This is a genomic window from Stenotrophomonas sp. TWI809, from assembly GCF_039673205.1.
In the GTDB taxonomy this organism is placed as follows: domain Bacteria; phylum Pseudomonadota; class Gammaproteobacteria; order Xanthomonadales; family Xanthomonadaceae; genus Stenotrophomonas.
The window spans coordinates 16,934-36,056 of sequence record NZ_JBDJLE010000006.1 but is presented as its reverse complement, the minus strand read 5'-3'; the positions used below and the strand labels follow the sequence as shown (position 1 = coordinate 36,056).

18 protein-coding genes are annotated in these 19,123 nt (G+C 66.4%); 8 read left to right on the top strand and 10 right to left on the bottom strand.

What is annotated here, in order from left to right:
- Nucleotides 1-41: 41 nt before the first annotated feature.
- The 4 genes from ABE472_RS06595 to ligA form a co-directional block, all read right to left on the bottom strand.
- Nucleotides 42-764, bottom strand: a complete 723-nt coding sequence (locus tag ABE472_RS06595) for a DUF3011 domain-containing protein (RefSeq protein ID WP_313210707.1) — start codon at nt 762-764, stop codon at nt 42-44.
- 109 nt (nt 765-873) lie between these two features.
- A complete protein-coding gene (epmA, locus tag ABE472_RS06590; protein ID WP_346465917.1) occupies nt 874-1,818 on the bottom strand; it encodes an EF-P lysine aminoacylase EpmA in 945 nt (314 codons plus the stop codon).
- Complete coding sequence (locus tag ABE472_RS06585) at nt 1,815-2,300, bottom strand: GNAT family N-acetyltransferase (RefSeq protein ID WP_313210703.1); 486 nt, start codon at nt 2,298-2,300, stop codon at nt 1,815-1,817. Before ABE472_RS06585 ends, epmA begins: the two co-directional genes overlap by 4 nt.
- A 14-nt stretch (nt 2,301-2,314) precedes the next feature.
- Nucleotides 2,315-4,777, bottom strand: a complete 2,463-nt coding sequence (gene ligA / locus ABE472_RS06580) for an NAD-dependent DNA ligase LigA (RefSeq protein WP_313218786.1) — start codon at nt 4,775-4,777, stop codon at nt 2,315-2,317.
- Between the two features lie 126 nt (nt 4,778-4,903).
- On the opposite strand from ligA, the gene ABE472_RS06575 reads away from it, so the two are divergent.
- On the top strand, nt 4,904-6,025 hold the full coding sequence (locus ABE472_RS06575) for a pyridoxal phosphate-dependent aminotransferase (RefSeq protein WP_346465916.1): 1,122 nt from the start codon (nt 4,904-4,906) through the stop codon (nt 6,023-6,025).
- A 33-nt stretch (nt 6,026-6,058) separates the two neighbouring features.
- On the opposite strand, the gene zipA is transcribed toward ABE472_RS06575, so the two are convergent.
- The 6 genes from zipA to ABE472_RS06545 form a co-directional block, all read right to left on the bottom strand.
- Nucleotides 6,059-6,796, bottom strand: coding sequence for a cell division protein ZipA (gene zipA / locus ABE472_RS06570; RefSeq protein WP_346465915.1), 738 nt, complete (start codon nt 6,794-6,796; stop codon nt 6,059-6,061).
- Between the two features lie 47 nt (nt 6,797-6,843).
- Complete coding sequence (gene smc / locus ABE472_RS06565; protein ID WP_313210695.1) at nt 6,844-10,347, bottom strand: chromosome segregation protein SMC; 3,504 nt, start codon at nt 10,345-10,347, stop codon at nt 6,844-6,846.
- An 862-nt stretch (nt 10,348-11,209) separates the two neighbouring features.
- Nucleotides 11,210-11,662 carry a 50S ribosomal protein L9 gene (gene rplI, locus ABE472_RS06560; protein ID WP_123729653.1) on the bottom strand — a complete coding sequence of 151 codons (453 nt, stop codon included), beginning with the start codon at nt 11,660-11,662 and terminating at the stop codon, nt 11,210-11,212.
- 155 nt (nt 11,663-11,817) lie between these two features.
- Complete coding sequence (rpsR, locus tag ABE472_RS06555; RefSeq protein WP_002804494.1) at nt 11,818-12,048, bottom strand: 30S ribosomal protein S18; 231 nt, start codon at nt 12,046-12,048, stop codon at nt 11,818-11,820.
- Nucleotides 12,049-12,059: 11 nt separating this feature from the next.
- Nucleotides 12,060-12,500: a 30S ribosomal protein S6 gene (gene rpsF, locus ABE472_RS06550; protein WP_088434172.1), complete on the bottom strand. Its 441-nt coding sequence runs from the start codon at nt 12,498-12,500 to the stop codon at nt 12,060-12,062.
- A 167-nt stretch (nt 12,501-12,667) separates the two neighbouring features.
- Complete coding sequence (locus tag ABE472_RS06545; RefSeq protein WP_313210692.1) at nt 12,668-13,006, bottom strand: iron-sulfur cluster assembly accessory protein; 339 nt, start codon at nt 13,004-13,006, stop codon at nt 12,668-12,670.
- Between the two features lie 184 nt (nt 13,007-13,190).
- On the opposite strand from ABE472_RS06545, the gene asnS reads away from it, so the two are divergent.
- The 7 genes from asnS (at nt 13,191) to kynU (ending at nt 19,100) form a co-directional block, all read left to right on the top strand.
- Nucleotides 13,191-14,585 (top strand): asparagine--tRNA ligase, encoded by a 1,395-nt coding sequence (asnS, locus tag ABE472_RS06540; RefSeq protein ID WP_313210690.1) that lies wholly within the window; start codon nt 13,191-13,193, stop codon nt 14,583-14,585.
- 23 nt (nt 14,586-14,608) lie between these two features.
- Entirely contained in the window at nt 14,609-14,914 is a 306-nt protein-coding gene (locus tag ABE472_RS06535; RefSeq protein ID WP_102787980.1) for a hypothetical protein, read from the top strand.
- Complete coding sequence (locus ABE472_RS06530; RefSeq protein WP_046273331.1) at nt 14,911-15,225, top strand: hypothetical protein; 315 nt, start codon at nt 14,911-14,913, stop codon at nt 15,223-15,225. Before ABE472_RS06535 ends, ABE472_RS06530 begins: the two co-directional genes overlap by 4 nt.
- 6 nt (nt 15,226-15,231) lie before the next feature.
- Nucleotides 15,232-15,870, top strand: a complete 639-nt coding sequence (locus tag ABE472_RS06525) for an FMN-binding negative transcriptional regulator (protein ID WP_346465914.1) — start codon at nt 15,232-15,234, stop codon at nt 15,868-15,870.
- 74 nt (nt 15,871-15,944) lie between these two features.
- Nucleotides 15,945-16,607, top strand: a complete 663-nt coding sequence (gene can / locus ABE472_RS06520; RefSeq protein ID WP_121037857.1) for a carbonate dehydratase — start codon at nt 15,945-15,947, stop codon at nt 16,605-16,607.
- A 24-nt stretch (nt 16,608-16,631) separates the two neighbouring features.
- Nucleotides 16,632-17,159, top strand: a complete 528-nt coding sequence (locus ABE472_RS06515) for a 3-hydroxyanthranilate 3,4-dioxygenase (RefSeq protein ID WP_313218790.1) — start codon at nt 16,632-16,634, stop codon at nt 17,157-17,159.
- Nucleotides 17,160-17,822: 663 nt separating this feature from the next.
- A complete protein-coding gene (gene kynU, locus ABE472_RS06510) occupies nt 17,823-19,100 on the top strand; it encodes a kynureninase (RefSeq protein ID WP_346465913.1) in 1,278 nt (425 codons plus the stop codon).
- Nucleotides 19,101-19,123 lie beyond the last annotated feature (23 nt).

Sequence of the window (19,123 nt, the reverse complement as noted above, 5' to 3'; positions counted from 1 at the left end):
GGCCATTGTAGCGGCGCGCCGATGCGGGCGGAATCGCGTGCTCAGTTGACCGCGAACTCGGCGCGGCAGCCCTTGTCCACCCACACCCCGCGGCTGTCCCAGCCCCAGCTGCTGCCCTGCTCGCAGGGCGTGCCGGAGAGCTGCTTGTTGAGCGTGGCACCGTGGGTGATCCCGGCACCACAGAAGCGGCGCTGACGGGATTTGGATTCGCAGACGAGAATGCGCGGCACGTTGAGGAAGCCGCTGCCATCGGCGGCACCGACCTCGAACTCGCCCTGGCAACCGCGGGTCACCCAGATCTCGTTGCGGCGGTAGCCCCAGCTGTGGCCTTCGCGGCAGGGCAGCGAGGTGAGCTGGCGAAGCAGACGCACCGGCGCACCCTGCAACACCACCGGACAACTCTGCGGGCGGCCATTGGATTCGCAGCGCACGACGCGGCGCGTGCGACGCTCTCCATCGCTGCGGGTCGCCGCCACGGCCGTGCGTGCGCGGAACTCGGCGCGGCAGCCCAGCGTGACCCAGACGCCGGAGCGATCGGTGCCCCACTCCGAGCCACGCACACAACTGTTGTCGGAGAGCTGACGGATCAGATCCACGCCGCGCTCGGTGGGAATATCGCAGTGCACCCATCCCATATCGCGCGATTCGCAGCGCACCACTTCGCCGGCGTAGCCGCCCGCCTGCGCGAGGGCCGTCTCCGGCATCAGCGCAGTCCACAGCAACACCGGCCACAAGGGCATGCCCGCGCCTACCAACAGCTTCATCAACTCGATCCCTGCCACGCCTGAACGATCACCTGACCACCTTCGGACATCCGGTGTGATCAGAGCATCATCATGCAGGCCGCGCAAGACGCGAATGCGTCAAAACGCCTCAAGCGTGGGCGAAATCCAGGGCCAGTACATCGGCGATCCGGCCGGTGCGGTTCATCGCCATCAACAAGCGGTCCACACCGACCGCGACACCCGCGCAATCGGGCAGTTCCGGCAAGGCCGCGAGCAGGTGTTCATCCACCGGGGGCAGCACATCGCCACGTGCGGTGCGTATCGCATGGTCGCGCTCGAAGCGAGCGCGTTGTTCAGCCGCATCGTTCAGCTCGTGATAGCCGTTGGCCAGCTCCACATTGCCCAAGTAGAGCTCGAAACGCTCGGCCAACGCGGGCGTGCCGGGGCGGATCCTCGCCAGTGCCGCCTGGGTGGCCGGCCAGTCGTGCACCACCGTCATCGTGTCGTCACGGAAGTGCGGCTGGATGCAGTGGGTCATCAGTAGATCGAGCCAGTCGTCGCGGGTGAGCCCATCGGCATCGATGCGGATCTCGGCCAGCGGCGCCTGCAGCTGTTCCAGGCTGGCCTGGAACGGGTCCAGCCCGATATGCCGCTGGTAGAGACCGCGGTAATCGATGACCTCCAACGTGGCCTCGCGCTGGACCAGGTGCAGCGCGGCGCGCACCAGCTCGGCGGTCTCGCCCATCAAGCGGCGGTGATCCCAGCCGACCCGGTACCACTCCAGCATGGTGAACTCGGGGTTGTGGCGGCCACCGGCCTCGCCATTACGGAACACGCGGCCGAGTTCGTAACAGTCCCCCACCCCGGCGGCGAGCAGCCGTTTGAGGGGAAACTCCGGCGAGGTGCGCAGCCATCGCTGCGGCGTGCCTGCATCCACGTGCCCACTGAAACGGGTGTGGAAGCTGTCGATGTTCGGCTCGGTATTGCCGGCGGCGGAGAGGATCGGCGTTTCCACCTCCAGGACATCGCGCGCGGCGAAGAAGCTGCGGATCAGCGCGTTGAGCGCGGCTCGCTGGCGCAGCGCGGCGATCATGCGCGCGCGTCCTTCAGGCGCTGGGCCAACGGCAGCGTCAACAGATCGCGGGTGTCATCCACATAGCCGGTGGCCAGGTACAACCGGCGCGCCAGTTCGTTGTGGTGGTTCACTTCCAGGCGCATGCGTTCCACGCCCCGCGCATTGGCACGCTGCTCCAGAATCGCCAGCGCCTGCTTGCCGCGCCCGCGGCCGCGCGCGGCATGGGCCAGGTAGAGCTCGTCCAGCAGCGCGAAGTGACCGCCCTGCTCCAGGCTGAAGCCCATCGCCAGGGCACCGTAGCCCACCACCGTGCCCGCCTCGTCCAGCCACAACAACACTTCGCCATTGCGCGGATCTTCCAGCAGTGCGGCCAAGGCAGTGCGCACGCGGGTGTCGTCGAAATCGAGTTTGTCCTCGGCGTAGAAATCGCGCATCAGCCCGATCAACAACGCGGTGTCAGCCACGGTGGCCAGACGGAAATCAAGGGGAATGGTCTGCATGCGATCTCTCTTGTTCAATACTTCGCGAGGAAAGCGACCAGCTGGTCTTCATCCCAGACCGGCACGCCCAGTTCCTGTGCCTTGGTCAGCTTGGACCCGGCCTCGGCACCCGCCACCACGAACGAGGTCTTCTTGGAGACACTGCCGGCCACCTTGGCACCCAGTGCTTCCAGGCGCGCCTTGGCCTCATCGCGATTCATCTGCGACAACGTCCCGGTCAGCACAGCGGTCTGACCCTCCAGCGGACCTGCTGCCTGCTCGGCCTGTTCCGGCGCCAGCGCCAGCAGTTTCTGGCGGTAATCCTCGGCCTTGAGCAGCATCGGCCCATGGCCCTCGCTGTCCAGCCAGTCGGCCAGGCCCATGGCCACCTCGTTGGGCAGGCCGGCGGCCACAAAGCGCACCGGCTCGGCATCCAGCACCGCGGCAGCGTCCGGCAGCATGGCGACCAGCTTCTCGGCGCGCAGGCGGGTGATGCCCGGAATCTCCGCCTCGACCAGCAACTGCGCGAAATCCAGACCCTCGCGCAGCTTGGCGATCGGCGGGTGCACATCGCTGATTCGTACCTGACCGACCTGCAGCAAGGCATCGATCGCCTCCTGGTTGCCGGCCTGCTCGAAGAAGTGGCCGAGCGAGCGCGCGACTTCGCCGCCAATATCGGGCACGCGCTTGAACAGCGGCCACGGCAGGTGGCGGATCAGCTGCAGATCGCCGAACCAGGTGGCCAGGGCCTTGGCGGTGCTTTCGCCTACGTGCTCGATGCCCAGCGCGAACAACAAGCGCTCCAGCGTGGTGGTGCGGCTGGCGTCGATGGCGGCGATCAGGTTGTCGGCCCACTTGGTGGCGATCTTTTTCGTGTTCCAGGTGAACGTGGTCGGCATCGCCAGCGCCTGCGCGCGCCATCCCGCATCGCTGCCATCCAGCTTGAGCAGACCGCGCAGATAGTCACCGCTGCCTTCCGGCGGCAGATGCAGGCCGATCTGGCTGGCCAGCGCCTCGGGCGACTCGGCATCCAGCACCAGCTTGAGCTGCAGCAGTTGATCGCGCTGCAGGCGGTACAGATCCGCCACGCCGCGCACGATGCCGGCATCGACCAGCGTCTCGATGTACTTCCCGCCCAACCCGTCGATATCCATCGCACGGCGCGAGGCGAAGTGCGCGATGGCTTCCTTGCGCTGCGCCGGGCAGCTCAACTCACCCGAGCAGCGCCAGGCGGCCTCGCCCTCTTCGCGGACGATCTCCGAACCGCATACGGGGCACTGCGAGGGCATCTGCCACGGCGTGGTACCGGCGGGGCGGCGATCGGCGATGACGCTGACCACTTCCGGGATCACATCGCCGGCGCGGCGCACGATCACCGTATCGCCGACACGTACATCCAGACGCGCGATCTGATCGGCGTTGTGCAGCGTCGCGTTGGACACGATCACGCCGGCCACGGCCACCGGTGCCAGCCGCGCCACCGGGGTCGCCGCGCCGGTCCGGCCGATCTGGATCTCGATCGCCTCCACCGTGGTGGTCTGCTCCTGTGCCGGGAACTTGTGTGCGATCGCCCAGCGCGGAGCACGCGCGACGAAGCCCATCTGTTCCTGGCCGGCACGGTCATCGAGCTTGTAGACCACACCGTCGATATCGAAGGCCAGGCCATCGCGGCGCTCGCCAATGTCACGGTAATAGGCGAGCAGCCCGTCCGCACCTTCCACCACCTGGCACAGGTCGCTGACCGGGAAGCCCCATGCACGCAGCTGGGCCAGCGTGGCCGAATGGGTGGGCGGCAGTTCACCGCCGTCGACCTGGCCGATGCCATAGGCGTAGAAACTGAGCTTGCGCCTGGCGCTCATCTTCGGATCCAGCTGGCGCAGCGAGCCGGCCGCGGCATTGCGTGGATTGGCCAGCACCTTGCCGTCATGCAGCCGGGCATCGGCGTTGTAGGCCTCGAAATCAGCGCGGGCCATGTAGACCTCGCCGCGTACTTCCAACACCTCGGGCCAGCCTTCGCCTGTGAGCGCCTGCGGGATCACGCTGATCTGGCGCAGGTTGGCACTGACATCCTCACCGGTGGCGCCATCACCCCGGGTTGCGCCTTGGACGAAGCGGCCATTCTCGTAGCGCAGGCTGATCGCCAGGCCGTCGAGCTTGGGTTCGGCGGAGAAGTAAAGCGTGCGCCGGCGCAGGCGCTCGCCGATGCGGCGCACGAAATCCTGGACTTCCTCATCGCTGAAGGCGTTGCCCAGCGACAGCATCGGCACCGCATGGCGAACCTCGGCGAAGCGCGAAGAGGCTTTGCCACCCACCTGCCGGGTGGGCGAGTCTGCGGTGATGAGCTCGGGGTGCGCCTGCTCGATCGCTTCCAGCTCGCGCACCAGCCGGTCGTACTCGACGTCGGGAATCAGCTGCTCGTCGCGCTCGTGGTATGCCTTGCCGGCATCCTCGATCTGGCGGCGCAGGACGTCGGCACGTGCGGCGGGGCTGGGGGTCATGCGGAAGGCGATCCTGGTGGGGCATTCAATTTTACCCCTCCCCCCGCTCCTGCGCGCAGTGAAGAATGCTTGCCGCCGATTCGCAGTGGCGCTAGGTTGCGTCGAACCCCTCTTTGCCGGTGCACCGTGAGCCCTGCCCTTGCCGCTTCCCGTCGCTCGTTTCTGCAACTGGCCGGTACCGGCCTGGCGTTGTCCGGCCTGGGCGTACTGCCTGCGTCGGCCACGCCGTCGCGCGCGCTCCCCGCCAGTGCGGGACCGGTGCTGCTGAACTTCAACGAGTGCCCCTATGGGCCATCGCCTGCCGCGCAGGCCGCGGCACGCGACATCGTCGCCGGCAGCGGGCGGTATCTGTTTGCTCTGGCCGGCGAGCTGCGCGATCTGTTCGCCCAGCAGGAAGGCATCGGCAAGGATCACGTGCGGCTGTATCCGGGCTCCAGCGAGCCACTGAACCGGGCGGCAGTGCTCTGGACCTCGCCTGGTGCGGGGCTGGTGGTCGCCGATCCCACCTTCGAGGCGCTGGGCGATCTTGCCGCTGCGCGTGGGGCCACGGTGGTCAAGGTGCCGCTGCGCGCCGACGGGGCACACGACATGCGTGCGATGGCGGCGGCTGCCGCGACGGTCAATGCCGGCCTGCTGTACCTGTGCAACCCCAACAATCCCACCGGCTCGATCACCCCGACGGCCGACATCGCCTGGCTGCTGGCCAACACGCCTGCGCAGACCCGGGTGCTGGTCGATGAGGCCTACCTGCAGTACAGCGAACAACGCTCGGTGATCGCCCAGGTGATGCAGCGCGATGACGTGATCGTGCTGCGCACCTTCTCCAAGCTCTACGGGATGGCCGGACTGCGCCTGGGCGTGGCGGCTGCGCATTCGGATCGGCTGAAGGAACTGGCCAGCCTGGGCGACAACCCGTTGCCGGTCACGGCGGTGGCCGCCGGGCTGGCGAGCCTGCTCGATCCCGGGTTGATCGCGCAGCGCAACGCGGAGAATTCCCTGGTGCGGCAGGAGACCATCGGCTGGCTGGGCAAGCGCGGTTTTACCTGCATGCCTTCCGAAGCGAACTGTTTCGTGGTCGATGTGCAGCGTGACGGCGCAGCGTTTTCCGCAGCGATGGCCAAGCGCGGCGTGGTCATCGGCCGCAGCTGGCCGATCTGGCCGCAGCGGGTGCGGGTAACGGTCGGCACCGAGGCCGAGATGGCGCGGTTCCGCGAGGCGTTCGAGGCGGTGGTCAGCCGCAACGGGTAAATGGAGAGCCGACCGTTGGTCGGCTCTCCTTGATCACCAGCGCGGCGCTTTGGTGAGCGGCGGGGCCTGGTGCTGGCGGTCGTAGGCGCGCAGCTCGTCGCGGATGTGCGCGATGCGCTGGCGGCCCAGGGCGTTGCGGCTGTCATCGAGCACCACGCCGTCGAGCAGTTCGCCCATGCGCTGCACGGTCGGCAGCATCTTTTCCCAGGCGTCCAGCGCGGTCAGCGGCGCCGGCAGGGTCAGGAAGAAGGCGATCGCCGGCGTTTCCATCTCGCGGATGTTGGCCATGTCGAAACTGCCCGGCTTCATGATGCTGGCCATCGAGAAGATCGGGCCGCGCTCAGGATGGCCTTCGACCAGACGGTGGAAGACATTCATGTGGCCGAACACCAGGCCGGTCTTTTCCGCAGCGACGACGATGTCTTCGCCACGCAGCTGCTCACCAGCACGGGCGGCCACGAACAGCGAGACGATCTTGTCGAAATCCTGGGTGGTGCGCTTGCCAAGGTCACTGGCCGCACCGGCTTCCACCTCGGGCAGGCCGAGTTCGGGCTGGGTCACGCCGTCTTCGCCCACCACGGGCGCGGCGCCGTCGGCCGGGCTCTCGCCCTCGCCCAGCACGGGCTCGCGGCGCTGGCCGTTGGCGCCTTCGGCACCCTCGACGCGGCGGCCCTGCACTTTCTTTTTCGGACGGCCAAACAGGAAGATCGCAGCGATCAACAGCAGGCCGGCGGCCAGGATGCCGATGCGGAGCAGTGCCATGTCGGACATTCGGGAGGTTCTCCGGCTAAATCATTCAGGTACTTAAGGATGGCACGTCACGCCGCGCCCGCCAATCGTGCGGCTTCCTCCAGGTCGACACTGACCAGTCGGCTGACGCCCGGTTCGCGCATGGTCACGCCGGAAAGCTGGTGCGCTGCCTCCATCGTGGCCTTGTTATGGCTCACAAACAGGAACTGAACCTTCTCGCTCATTTCCTTGACCATATTGGCCAGGCGGCCGACGTTGGCTTCGTCCAGTGGCGCGTCCACCTCGTCCAGCAGGCAGAACGGCGCCGGGTTGAGCTGGAAGATCGCAAACACCAACGCCACCGCGGTCATCGCCTTCTCGCCACCGGACAGCAGCGAGATGCTCGACACCCGCTTGCCCGGCGGCCGCGCCATGATCGCAACACCGGTGTCGAGCAGGTCTTCACCTGTCAATTCCAGATAGGCGTGACCACCCCCGAACAGACGCGGATAGAGCTGCTGCACGCCGGCGTTGACCCGGTCGAAGGTGTCCTTGAAGCGGCCGCGGGTCTCGCGGTCGATCTTGCGGATCGCGTCTTCCAGGGTTTCCAGCGCGGTGGTGAGGTCGGTGTTCTGCGCGTCCAGATACTCCGAACGCTGCGAGGCCTCGCCGTATTCCTGGATGGCGGCCAGGTTCACCGGCTCCAGGCGGCGCATGCGGCCGTCGATCTGATGGACCGTCTGCTCCCAGTCGGTGATGCGTGCATCCTCGGGCAGGCCGTTGATCACATCCTGCAGCACGAAGCCGGCCTTCTCCACCGAGGCCGACAGCTGGTCGGCGCTGAGCACCAGCGCCTGCTGGTCGAGCTTGCGCTGGGAAATCCGCTCGCGTTGGGCAAGCGCCTGTTCGTCGCGCTGATGGCGGGTCTGTTCAAACGTGCGCAGCTCGGCATCGATGCCATCCAGCAGCGTGCGCGCCTCGCCCAGCACCCGGTCGGCACGCACGCGCTCACCCAATGCGTTCTGGTGTTCGGCTTCGAGCGTCTTGACCGGCGAATCGCCTTCGTCGAGCTGCGAATGCAGTTCGCCCAGGCGCGTATCCAGCTGCCCGCGCTGCGTGCTCATGCGCTCCAGTGCCTGGCTCAGCGAGGCGATCTGCGCCCGCTGTGATTCCAGGGTCAGTGCCAGCGAGTGCGCCGCTTCGCGTACGTTGCGGGCCTGGTCACGCGCCTGGTCGCGCGCATCGGTGAGCTGGCGGCGCTCGCCTTCCAGCGCCGCGCGGACCGATTCCAGATCCCCCATGCTGGTGACCGCATCGTCCAGGCGCGCGCGTGCTTCACGCACCTGCTCACGGCCGGCATCCAGCGTTTCCAGCAGCTGCACCAGTTCGCCTTCGATACGATCGATGCGGGTTCGGGCGGCTTCCACCTTGCCCTGCTGGCTCTGCAACTGCCCACCAAGTTCGGACACGCTGCGATGCGCCAGATACAACTGGCGCTGCGCGTCTTCGCGCTGCTGCTCACCGGCCAGCAACTGGTCACGGAAACCGGACAACTGCTGTTCCAGGGCCGCTTCGCGGTCCTGCAACGTTTCAATCTGCTCGCGCAGGGTGACGATCTCGCGTTCACGCAGCAGCGCGCCCTGCTTGGCCGCGCCGGAGCGCGACACGCGCACCCAGCCTTCACCCAGGCGCTCGCCACCGCGGGTAATGACCGAATCGCCCTCACCCAGCGTCGCCTGCAGTGCACGCGCGGCCTCGAGATCCTCGGCGGCATGCAGGCGCGCAAGCAGGCGACGGATCGCGGTGGGGCCCTGTACTTTCGCGGCCAACGAGGTCGGCGCGACGTCCAGCGCGTCCTGCTCGGCCGAGACCAGCGCGATGCGGCCTTCGCCGAGTTCGCCCAGCGCATCCACCAGCGTTTCCGGTGCATCGACCAGCACACCTTCGATCAGCTGACCGAGCGCGCTTTCCACGGCGTTTTCCCAGCCACTCTCCACGGTCAGGCGCTCACCGACGCGCGCGCCGGAGTCCAGCCCCCGCGCCTTCAGCCATGCCACCGCCGCGCCCTGCTCCTGGCCCAGCGCGGCCTGCTGCAGGGTTTCCAGCGAGGACAAACGGCCGCGTGCGGCCTGGGCCTGCTTGCGGATCTCAGCCAGCTCGGTCTGCCCGGTGCGCTGGCGATCCTGCAACCCGGCCACGGCGTGTTTGCGTTCTTCGACCTGCTCGTTGAGCGTGTCCAGCGAGGCCTTCTGGGTCTCGTGCTGGATGTGCAGCTCCTCGAACACCTCGGCCAATGCGTCCAGATCCAGCCCGGCACGTTCGGCCTGCAGCGACTCGCGGCGACGGTCGGCTTCCAGCACCTGGCGGTCCAGATAGTCCACGCGGGTGCGCTCGACTTCCCCGGCACGCGAGGCCTCGGAGGTGCTGCGGGTGTGGCTTTCCCAGCGCTGCTGCCAATCGGCCAGGCGCGCCTCGGCATCGCGCAGGGCTTCCTGTTTGATTTCGTTCTCTTCCTGCAGCTGCTCCAGGCGCGGCTCGGCGTCATCGACCGCCTCGCGCAGCACCATCAGCTTGGCCTCATCGCCACTGATGTGCTGGCCCAGATCGGCCAGCGCCTGCTGGGCTTCATCGCGCGCCTTGTTCAGTCGCTGCGACATCTCGCGCTGATGCTGGATCTGCTGCTCCAGGCGCGCCAGGGTGCTGCCGACCTGGTACACCTCGGCCTGCGCGGTGTTGAGCGCATCGGAGGCTTCTTCTCGGCGCAGCCGGCTGGTTTCGATGCGCGCTTCGGCGTCGCGCTGTTCGGCGATCAACTGCTGCAGGCGCGTTTCCTCGCGCGACAACGCTTCGCGCAGCCCGCCCAGGCGCCCATCCAGGCCGCGGTACTCCAGCGCCTTCCACTCGGCATCCTTGACCTTGCGCTCTTCCTGCAACGCCTGGTACTGCTCGGCCTGGCGCGCCTGGCGCTTGAGGTGCTCGAGCTGCTTGCCGATTTCCTCGCGCAGGTCGCCCAGGCGATCCAAGTTTTCGCGGGTGTGCCGGATGCGGGTTTCGGTTTCCTTGCGGCGCTCCTTGTACTTGGAGATGCCGGCGGCTTCTTCCAGATACACACGCAGATCTTCGGGCCGGGCCTCGATGATCTTGCTGATCATGCCCTGCTCGATGATCGAATAGCTGCGCGGCCCCAGGCCGGTGCCGAGAAACAGATCGGTGATGTCGCGGCGGCGGCACTTGGTGCCGTTGAGGTAGTAGTTGCTGCTGCCGTCGCGGCTGACGGTGCGCTTGACCGAGATCTCGTTGAACGAGGCGTACTCACCGGTGATGGTGTGGTCGGTATTGTCGAAAATCAGTTCGACGGCGGCCTGCGAGACGGGCTTACGGGCGGAGGAGCCGGAGAAGATGACGTCGGTCAGCGAGTCGCCGCGCAGGCGGCTGGCGGAGCTTTCGCCCATGACCCAGCGCACGGCGTCGATGATGTTGGATTTGCCACAGCCATTGGGGCCCACCACGCCGGTCATGTTGGTCGGCAGGTGCAGCGTGGTCGGATCGACGAAGGATTTGAATCCGGACAGCTTGATCGTGGACAGACGCATGGCGTGATGGTTTTCCGGGCGAAGGCCTGAAGCGACCCCCACCATGGTGGATTACGGAGCGGATTTACCCTTCAAGCCATTGATGTTGCAGGGTTTCAATGGCCTCGAGGGCGACGCGATAGCCTGAGTATAACGGGGCGGGTGTTCAGCGGGCTGCGTGGCTGGTGTTGGCCGTGGCCGTGTAGCGGTAGGCAGAGCCAGAGCAGAACCGGCATTTCAGGTTGGTGCGTGGCGGGACGGCGTGGGTGGGGTCGCGGGACCCGCCGTGAACCCGTCCATGGGGGCTCGAAATGCGCCATCCATGGCGCATTACGGTCCCGCAACCCCACCCACGCCATCCCGTAGACACATGGCTGGCGTGCAGGCTGAGAGCCAAGGCATGGCAGCCTTGGATTGACCTGGCCTGGCCTGACCCGAGCGGAATGACTCAAATCGAGCTGAGCCGCCATCGTCTGTGCGTCGGAACGGCGCGGGAGAGCCACGCCATGCGTGGCTGGGGGACGGGGAAGCAAGAACATCCACGCATGTCGTGGATCTACCTGGGCCTGGACCCGGAGCATGCCGGCTTGGGTACCGCCCGCCCCAGCCGGCGGACGCCAGCTCTTCCAACCGCCCGGACCGGACATTTGGCTGGAGGGTGCCGGGTAGCCTGGGCCGGGACCGTAATGCGCCATGGATGGCGCATTTCGAGCCCCCATGGACGGGTTTACGGCGGGTCCCGGCCCAGGCTACCCGGCGCCCTCCCACCGATGTCATCAAGGCGCCAAGCCGTTGCCGTTGCCGCTGCCGTTGCCGTTGCCACAAACAAAAACGGGCACCCTCGCGGGCGCCCGTTTCAGTGACTCCCGCCTTTCGGCAGGGATCAGGCCTTTTCGGCTTCCACAACCACCTTGACGGTGGTTTCCACGTCGGCGTGCAGGTGAACAGTCACCTCGTACTCGCCCACGTTGCGGAAGGCGCCTTCGCCCAGGATCACTTCGCTCTTTTCCAGCGGCAGGCCGGCAGCGGTGAAGGCTTCGGCGATATCGCGCGGGCCAACCGAACCGTACAGCTTGCCTTCGGTCGAAGCGTTCGCAGCGATCGTGACGCTCTTGCCTTCCAGCTTCGCCTTGCGGGCTTCGGCGTCAGCGTGGATCGACTGGGCCTTGGCTTCGTAATCAGCGCGCTTGGCTTCGAACTCCGCCACGTTGGTCGCGGTGGCCGGAACGGCCTTGCCGGTCGGGACGAGGAAGTTGCGGCCGTAGCCCGGCTTCACGTCGACCAGATCGCCCAGACCGCCGAGGTTGGTGACCTTCTGAAGAAGAATCAGCTTCATGGTGTAGCTCCAAATATGTATTCGTTAGCGAGGCTCAGGCCCCGCAGCGGATGGCTGTCCGAATATCCGAACGGCGAATCCGGAAACCGCCCGACGCTTTACAGCGCGGGCGGCAGGATCCGCGAAAGCGGCGGCCGGAAGGCCGCCTGCCTTCATCAGACGTCGTGGTTGTCGGTGTACGGAATCAGGGCCAGGAAACGGGCGCGCTTGACGGCCGTTGCCAGCTGGCGCTGGTACTTCGACTTGGTACCGGTCACGCGGCTCGGCACGATCTTGCCGTTCTCGGTGAGGTACTGGCGCAGGGTGTTGAGATCCTTGTAATCGATCTCCTTGACACCTTCGGCCGTGAACTTGCAGAACTTGCGACGACGGAAGAACTTGGACATGTCAGTGCTCCTTAAGCGGCCGAAGCGGCGTCATCGCCGGCATCGGTGTCAGCGGCGGCGGGGGTGGTTTCACCTTCTTCGTCATCACGACGACGACGCTCGCCACGCTCGGGCTTGTCACCCTTCTCGTCCTTGCTCTTCATGATCAGCGACTGCTCGGTGTCAGCTTCGTCACGCTTGATGACGAGGTTGCGCAGCACGGCGTCGTTGAAGCGGAAGCTTTCCACCAGCTCGCTCAGCACGGCCTGGTCGCACTCGATGTTGAGCATGACGTAGTGGGCCTTCACCAGGTTCTGGATCGGGTAAGCCAGCTGACGACGGCCCCAATCTTCCAGACGGTGGATGGTGCCGTTGCCGTTCTCGACCAGCGCCTTGTAGCGCTCGATCATGGCCGGGACCTGTTCGCTCTGGTCCGGATGGACCAGGAACACGACTTCGTAATGACGACTCATGTGTTTTTACCTTTCGGATGTGGCCCTTTGAGGGCCGGACAGCCCCCCGCAGGTGAACGCGGTGGGGCAAGGGTCCTGCCCGGAATCAGGCAGGAAGCCGCGCATTGTGGCAGCAGAAGGGGTTGCAGGCAAGCCGGGCGGGCAGAACAGGCCCGGCGCGCGGGCGATCAGGCCTTGTCGGCCTCGGTCGTGAAGCTCTCGCCGCAGCCGCATTCGGCGGTCGCGTTCGGGTTCCTGAACGTGAAGGTCTCGCTCAGCCCGTGCTTGCCGAAGTCGATCTCGGTGCCGTCCACCAGCGCCAGGCTGGTGGCATCCACATAGATGCGGACCCCATCCTGCTCGAAAACGGTGTCGCCTTCGCGCTCATCGCGGGCCAGATCGGTGATGTGCCCCCAGCCGGAACAGCCGGTGCGGGTCACGCCGAAACGCAGGCCCAGCGCACCGGGGGTCTGTTCGACGAACTTTTGCACACGGGCAAAGGCAACAGGGGTAAGGCTTACGGCCATGACGGGCAACTCCAGCGGATCGTGATCATTATAGAGGGTATGGCGCGGCCCGGCCTCGGCGGCCGCAGCTGCGGTTCACACGGCGCGCAGCCCCGGGGGACGCGAGAAATGCCTCGCAAGCCGAACACCGCACCCGTTAAACTCCGTGTTCAGAGATCGAGTCGATCAACAGAGGATTCAAGTCATGACGGTGGTCAGCGTTGAACATGCGCTTGCCGGGAAGATCCCGGAAGGCGGCGAGGCAACAGTACGCGGATGGGTCCGCACGGTGCGCGGCTCTGCGGCGCTTGCCTTCGTCAATGTCACCGATGGCTCCTGCTTCGCCCCCATCCAGGTGGTGGCCAATGACACCCTGGCCAACTTCGACGACATCAAGAGCCTGACCCCGGGCTGCTCGGTGATCGCCCGCGGCACCCTGGTCAAATCCCAGGGCAAGGGCCAGTCCTTCGAGATCCAGGCCAGCGACATCGAGATCGTGGGCCTGGTCGAAGACCCGCTTACCTACCCGATCCAGCCCAAGCCGATGAGCCCGGAATTCCTGCGGGAAGTGGCGCACCTGCGCCCCCGCACGAACCTGTTCGGTGCGGTCACCCGCATCCGCAACTGCCTGGCCCAGGCCGTGCACCGCTTCTTCCACCAGAACGGCTTCAACTGGATCAGCACCCCGATCGTGACCACGTCCGATGCCGAAGGTGCCGGCCAGATGTTCCGTGTCTCGACCCTGGACATGGCCAACCTGCCGCGCAACGAAAAGGGCGAGGTGGATTTCAGCCGCGACTTCTTCGGCAAGGAAACCTTCCTGACCGTGTCCGGCCAGCTGAACGTCGAGGCCTACTGCCTGGCGCTGAGCAAGGTCTACACCTTCGGCCCGACCTTCCGTGCCGAGAACTCCAACACCACCCGTCATCTGGCGGAGTTCTGGATGATCGAGCCGGAAATCGCCTTCGCCGATCTGGCCGAAGACGCACGCCTGGCCGAGCAGTTCCTGAAGTACCTGTTCCGCGCGGTGCTCGATGAGCGTGGCGACGACCTGGCCTTCCTGGCCGAGCGCGTGGACAAGAACGCGATCACCAAGCTGGAAGGTTTCATCAACGCACCGTTCGAGCAGATCGACTACACCGAAGCGGTGAAGCTGCTGCAGAACTCCGGCCGGAAGTTCGACTTCCCGGTCGAATGGGGCCTGGACCTGCAGACCGAGCACGAGCGCTGGCTGACCGAAGAGCACATCGGCCGCCCGGTGGTGGTGACCAACTACCCCGAGCACATCAAGGCGTTCTACATGCGCCTGAACGATGACGGCAAGACCGTCGCGGCGATGGACGTGCTGGCCCCGGGCATCGGCGAGATCATCGGCGGCAGCCAGCGCGAAGAGCGCCTGGATGTGCTGGACGCGCGCATGGCGCAGTTCGGCCTGGATCCGGCGCATTACGGCTGGTACCGCGATTTCCGCCGCTACGGTTCGGTGCCGCACGCCGGCTTCGGCCTGGGCTTCGAGCGCCTGGTGGTCTACGTCTGCGGGCTGAGCAACATCCGCGACGCGATCCCCTACCCGCGCGCACCGGGCAGCGCCGAATTCTGATCGACCTACGGAGGCACTGAACCATGACCCTGTTCTTCGCGCTGTGTTTCGTCGGCGTGGCGATCGCCGGGTTCAGTGCCTTCGTGATCTTCTGGCCGCTGACCCTGGTCCACATCCGCGACCGCCACCCGGCGCTGGCGGATCGTTTCGGCACGGGCGCGTTCCTGCGCCCGGATGCGCTGCGCTGGCTGCTCGGCCGCGACTATCGCCAGAGCACCGACCGCTCGCTGACCGGCCTGGCCGCGCCGGCCTGGCTCTCCCTGCTTACGCTTCTTGCTGGACTGGGCATGGCTGCCCTGCTCTGGCTGCTTTCGATGGTAATCACATGAACGACGACACTTCCCACCACGACGAGTGGTTCCTGGCCAGCCTCGGCAACACCCTGATCTGGGCCCGCCTGCGCGTGCGCCCGGCCGGCACCGCCGAGGTGCTGGACAGCGACGGCAACACGCTGAGCTATGACAGCGAAGACACCGCGCGCTCGCAGCTGTTCGATGCCGAGTTCGTCGCCTACGATGGTCTGGATGAAGAAGACGCCCTGGTGCGCGGCTTCTCGCTGCATGAAGTGCAGCCGCCACAGGCCGACAGCGATGACGCCCTGCACGGCCGCATGATCCAGAGCCTGGGCGCCCGCGCGTAACCGACGATGTTCATCCCGTCCGCCTTCGTCGAGACCGACCTGATCTGGCTGGACCGGCTGCTGGCGCGCGATGCCTTCGTCACGCTGGTCACCACCGGGGCCGACGGCCTGCCGCAGGCCACGCGGATGCCGGTGCTGTACCGGCGCGATGCCGACGGCATCCTGATCGAAGGCCACTGGGCCAAGCCCAATCCGCAAGCCGGCCATGCCGGCCCGGCGTTGATGCTGGTGCAGGGCCCGCACGCCTACGTATCGCCTGGCTGGTATCCCGATAAGGCTGCGCAGGCGCGCGTACCGACCTGGAACTACGCCGCCGCGGAACTGCGCGGCGTGCTGGAACCGGTCACCGATGACGAGGCACTGATCGCCATGCTGGACGGCCTGAGCGCGCACTATGAAGCACAGGTCGGTGGCGACTGGGAGCTGCTGCCGATCGAGCCGCGCCAACAGCGCATGCTCGGCGGCATCGTCGGTTTCCGCTTCCGCCCGGCGCAGGTGCAGATCAAACTCAAGCTCAGCCAGAACCACCCCGAGGCCAACCAGTCCAGCGTGATCGACGCGCTGTCGGCACTGGACGCCCCGGCATCTCGCGAGCTGGCGCAGTGGATGCGCTGGCGCCGCGAGGGCGGCGCTGCCGCCGATTGACCTTCCCCGCTCCTGCGACGACGCGGCCACCCTGGCCGCGCCTTGCCCCCACCCGACGTCAGGGACCCCGCACGATGAAAGACATCCACAAGCTGCTGCAGAACAACCGCGAATGGGCGGACCGGATCGAGAAAGAAGACCCGGAGTTCTTCCACCAGCTGGCCAAGCAGCAGCACCCGGAATACCTGTGGATCGGCTGTTCCGATTCGCGCGTGCCGGCCAACCAGATCATCGGCATGGCACCGGGCGAAGTCTTCGTGCATCGCAACGTGGCCAACGTGGTGGTGCATACCGATCTGAACTGCCTGAGCGTGATCCAGTACGCCGTGGATCAGCTGAAGGTGAAGCACATCCTGATCGTGGGCCATTACGGCTGCGGCGGCGTGCACGCCAGCTTGAACAACACGCGCGTGGGCCTGGCCGACAACTGGCTGCGCCATGTCGGCGATGTGGCGCAGAAGCACTCGGCGATCATGGACGCGATCGAGGATCCGGCGCTGAAGCATGCGCGCCTGTGCGAGCTGAACGTGATCGAGCAGGTGGTCAACGCCTGCCGCTCCACGATCGTGCAGGATGCCTGGGCACGCGGCCAGAAGCTGATGGTGCACGGCTGGGTATACAGCCTGAAGGACGGCCGGGTGCGCGAGATGGGCATTGACGTGGGCGCACCGGAAGACCTGCAGCCGGCCTACGAGAAGGCACTGTCCTACGTGCCGCGCCACGGTCGGCGCGACTGATTCTTCCTTTTACGGACATCCCCCATGCTTGCCTCGCCCATCAACCTGCTCGCTTGGATCGAAGAGAACCGGCATCTGCTGAAGCCGCCGGTCGGCAACAAGATGATCGAGAACGGCGATTTCATCGTGATGGTGGTCGGCGGCCCGAACAGCCGCACGGATTTCCATTACGACGAGGGCCCGGAGTGGTTCTATCAGCTTGAAGGGGAGATGACGCTGAAGGTGCAGGAGGATGGCGCGGTGCGCGACATTCCGATCCGCGCGGGCGAGATTTTCCTGTTGCCGGGCGGTGTGCCACATTCGCCGCGCCGCCCGCCAGGCGGTGTGGGCCTGGTGGTGGAGCGCAAGCGGCTGGCGCATGAGCGCGATGGGTTGATGTGGTTCTGCGAGCGGTGCAATCACAAGTTGTACGAGGAGTTTTTCGCGCTGGAGAACATCGAGACGGATCTGCCGAAGGTGTTCGATCGCTATCACTCGTCATTGGCGTTGCGCACGTGCGATGCGTGCGGGCATGTGGATCCGCTGCCTGCGAAGGTCGCTGTTGAGGGGTGATGGCTGGGTCGCTCCAGGGCGTCAGGACTTGAAAGCCTGAGAGCTTTAGAGCTTTAGAGCTTTAGAGCCCGCGGTTGAGGCGCCTGGGAGTGGGCCGGCTTGCAAGGAAAGAGCAGCGTCAACGGCAACCGCTGCTCTGCTGCGTCAGGGGCAGCTTCGAAAGTTGAAACCAACACCGGCCAAATGGGGGAGCAAGTGCCGCCGTTGTGTTCGATCACGTCCAGAGAGACGCCGCTGTAGCGAGTCGATGCACCCTCCACCGCTGCTGGCTCGCCCTCAGCTCTCAAGCCGCACGCCAACACAATCAAAGACGTAGCCCCGCCCCCGTTTCCCCGCGCGCCCCAGCCAATTGTCAGCGGGTCGGTGTGGGTGGGTCTGCAGGACCGTGTGCGGCATGGATGCCGCACTACGAGCCTACATGGACGTACTTGCGGCGGGTCCAGCAGGCCCACCCACACCGGCCCGTACACTGGAACGTCACTCCGTACGCTTTGGCTTTGGCTTTGGCTTTGGCTTTGGCGTCGGCTTCGGCATTGGCGCTGGGTCCCTTGAGCGCCAGCTGCCAATCACCAGCCCCCGCCAAATCAGCACCGCAAGCCAGATTCAGCCCACGCCCCCACCACCCGGATAAACTGTCGGCTCACTGACACCGCCGGTTGCACCATGTCCGAACTCCTCAGCCGCACCCATGCCGTTGCCCTGGACGCCGCCGACCCGCTGCGCGCCCTGCGCAACGAATTCGTCTTCCCGCAGCACAACCATCGCGACCAGACCTACTTCGTCGGCAACTCGCTGGGTCTGCAGCCGCGCGGGGCACGTGCCGCCGTCCAGGAAGTCATGGACAAATGGGCCTCGCTGGCGGTCGAAGGCCACTTCACCGGCGACACCCAGTGGCTGCACTACCACCGCCTGGTCAGCGAACAGCTCGCCCGCGTCGTCGGCGCCTTGCCCAGCGAAGTCGTGGCGATGAACACCCTCAGCGTCAACCTGCACCTGATGATGGTCAGCTTCTACCGGCCCACCGTCGAGCGCCCCGTCATCCTCATGGAGGCCGGCGCCTTCCCGACGGATCGGCATGCGGTGGAATCGCAGATCCGCTTCCATGGCTTCAACCCCGATACCGATCTGATCGAAGTGCAGCCCGACGAGCCCAACGGCACGATCTCGCTGCAGGCCATCGAACGCGCCATCACCGAGCATGGCCCACGCCTGGCGCTGGTGCTGTGGCCCGGCGTGCAGTACCGCAGTGGCCAGGTGTTCGATCTGGACGCCATCACCCGCATGGCGCGCCTGCAGGGCGCCCGCGTCGGATTCGATCTGGCGCATTCGGTCGGCAATGTGCCGCTGCAGCTGCACGACATCGCGCCGGATTTCGCCGTGTGGTGCCATTACAAGTACCTCAACGCCGGCCCGGGCGCCGTGGCCGGCTGCTTCGTGCACGAACGCCACCACCGCGATGCCACGCTGCCGCGTTTCGCCGGCTGGTGGGGCCACGAAGAAGCGACCCGCTTCAAGATGGCGCCGCAGTTCGTGCCTGCGGTCGGTGCGGAAGGCTGGCAGCTCAGCAATCCGCCGGTGCTGGGCCTTGCCCCACTGCGCGCCGCGCTCGATGTGGTTGACAAGGCCGGTGGCATCGACGCGCTGCGGACCAAATCGCTGCGCCTGACCGGCATGCTCGATGCGTTGGTGCGTGCGCGCCTGTCCGGCGTGCTGGAGGTGCTGACGCCGTCCGAGCCGGAGCGCCGCGGCTGCCAGCTCTCGCTGCGTGTGGCCGGTGGCCGCGAGCGTGGCCGCAGCCTGTTCGAATACCTGCAGACGGTCGGCGTGCTCGGCGACTGGCGCGAGCCCGACGTGATCCGCATCTCGCCGACACCGCTGTACAACCGCTACCTCGACCTGCACCACTTCGTCGAGGAAGTGGAAGCCTGGGCCGGTCTTTGACCCGACCGCCCTCCCCGCCCCCA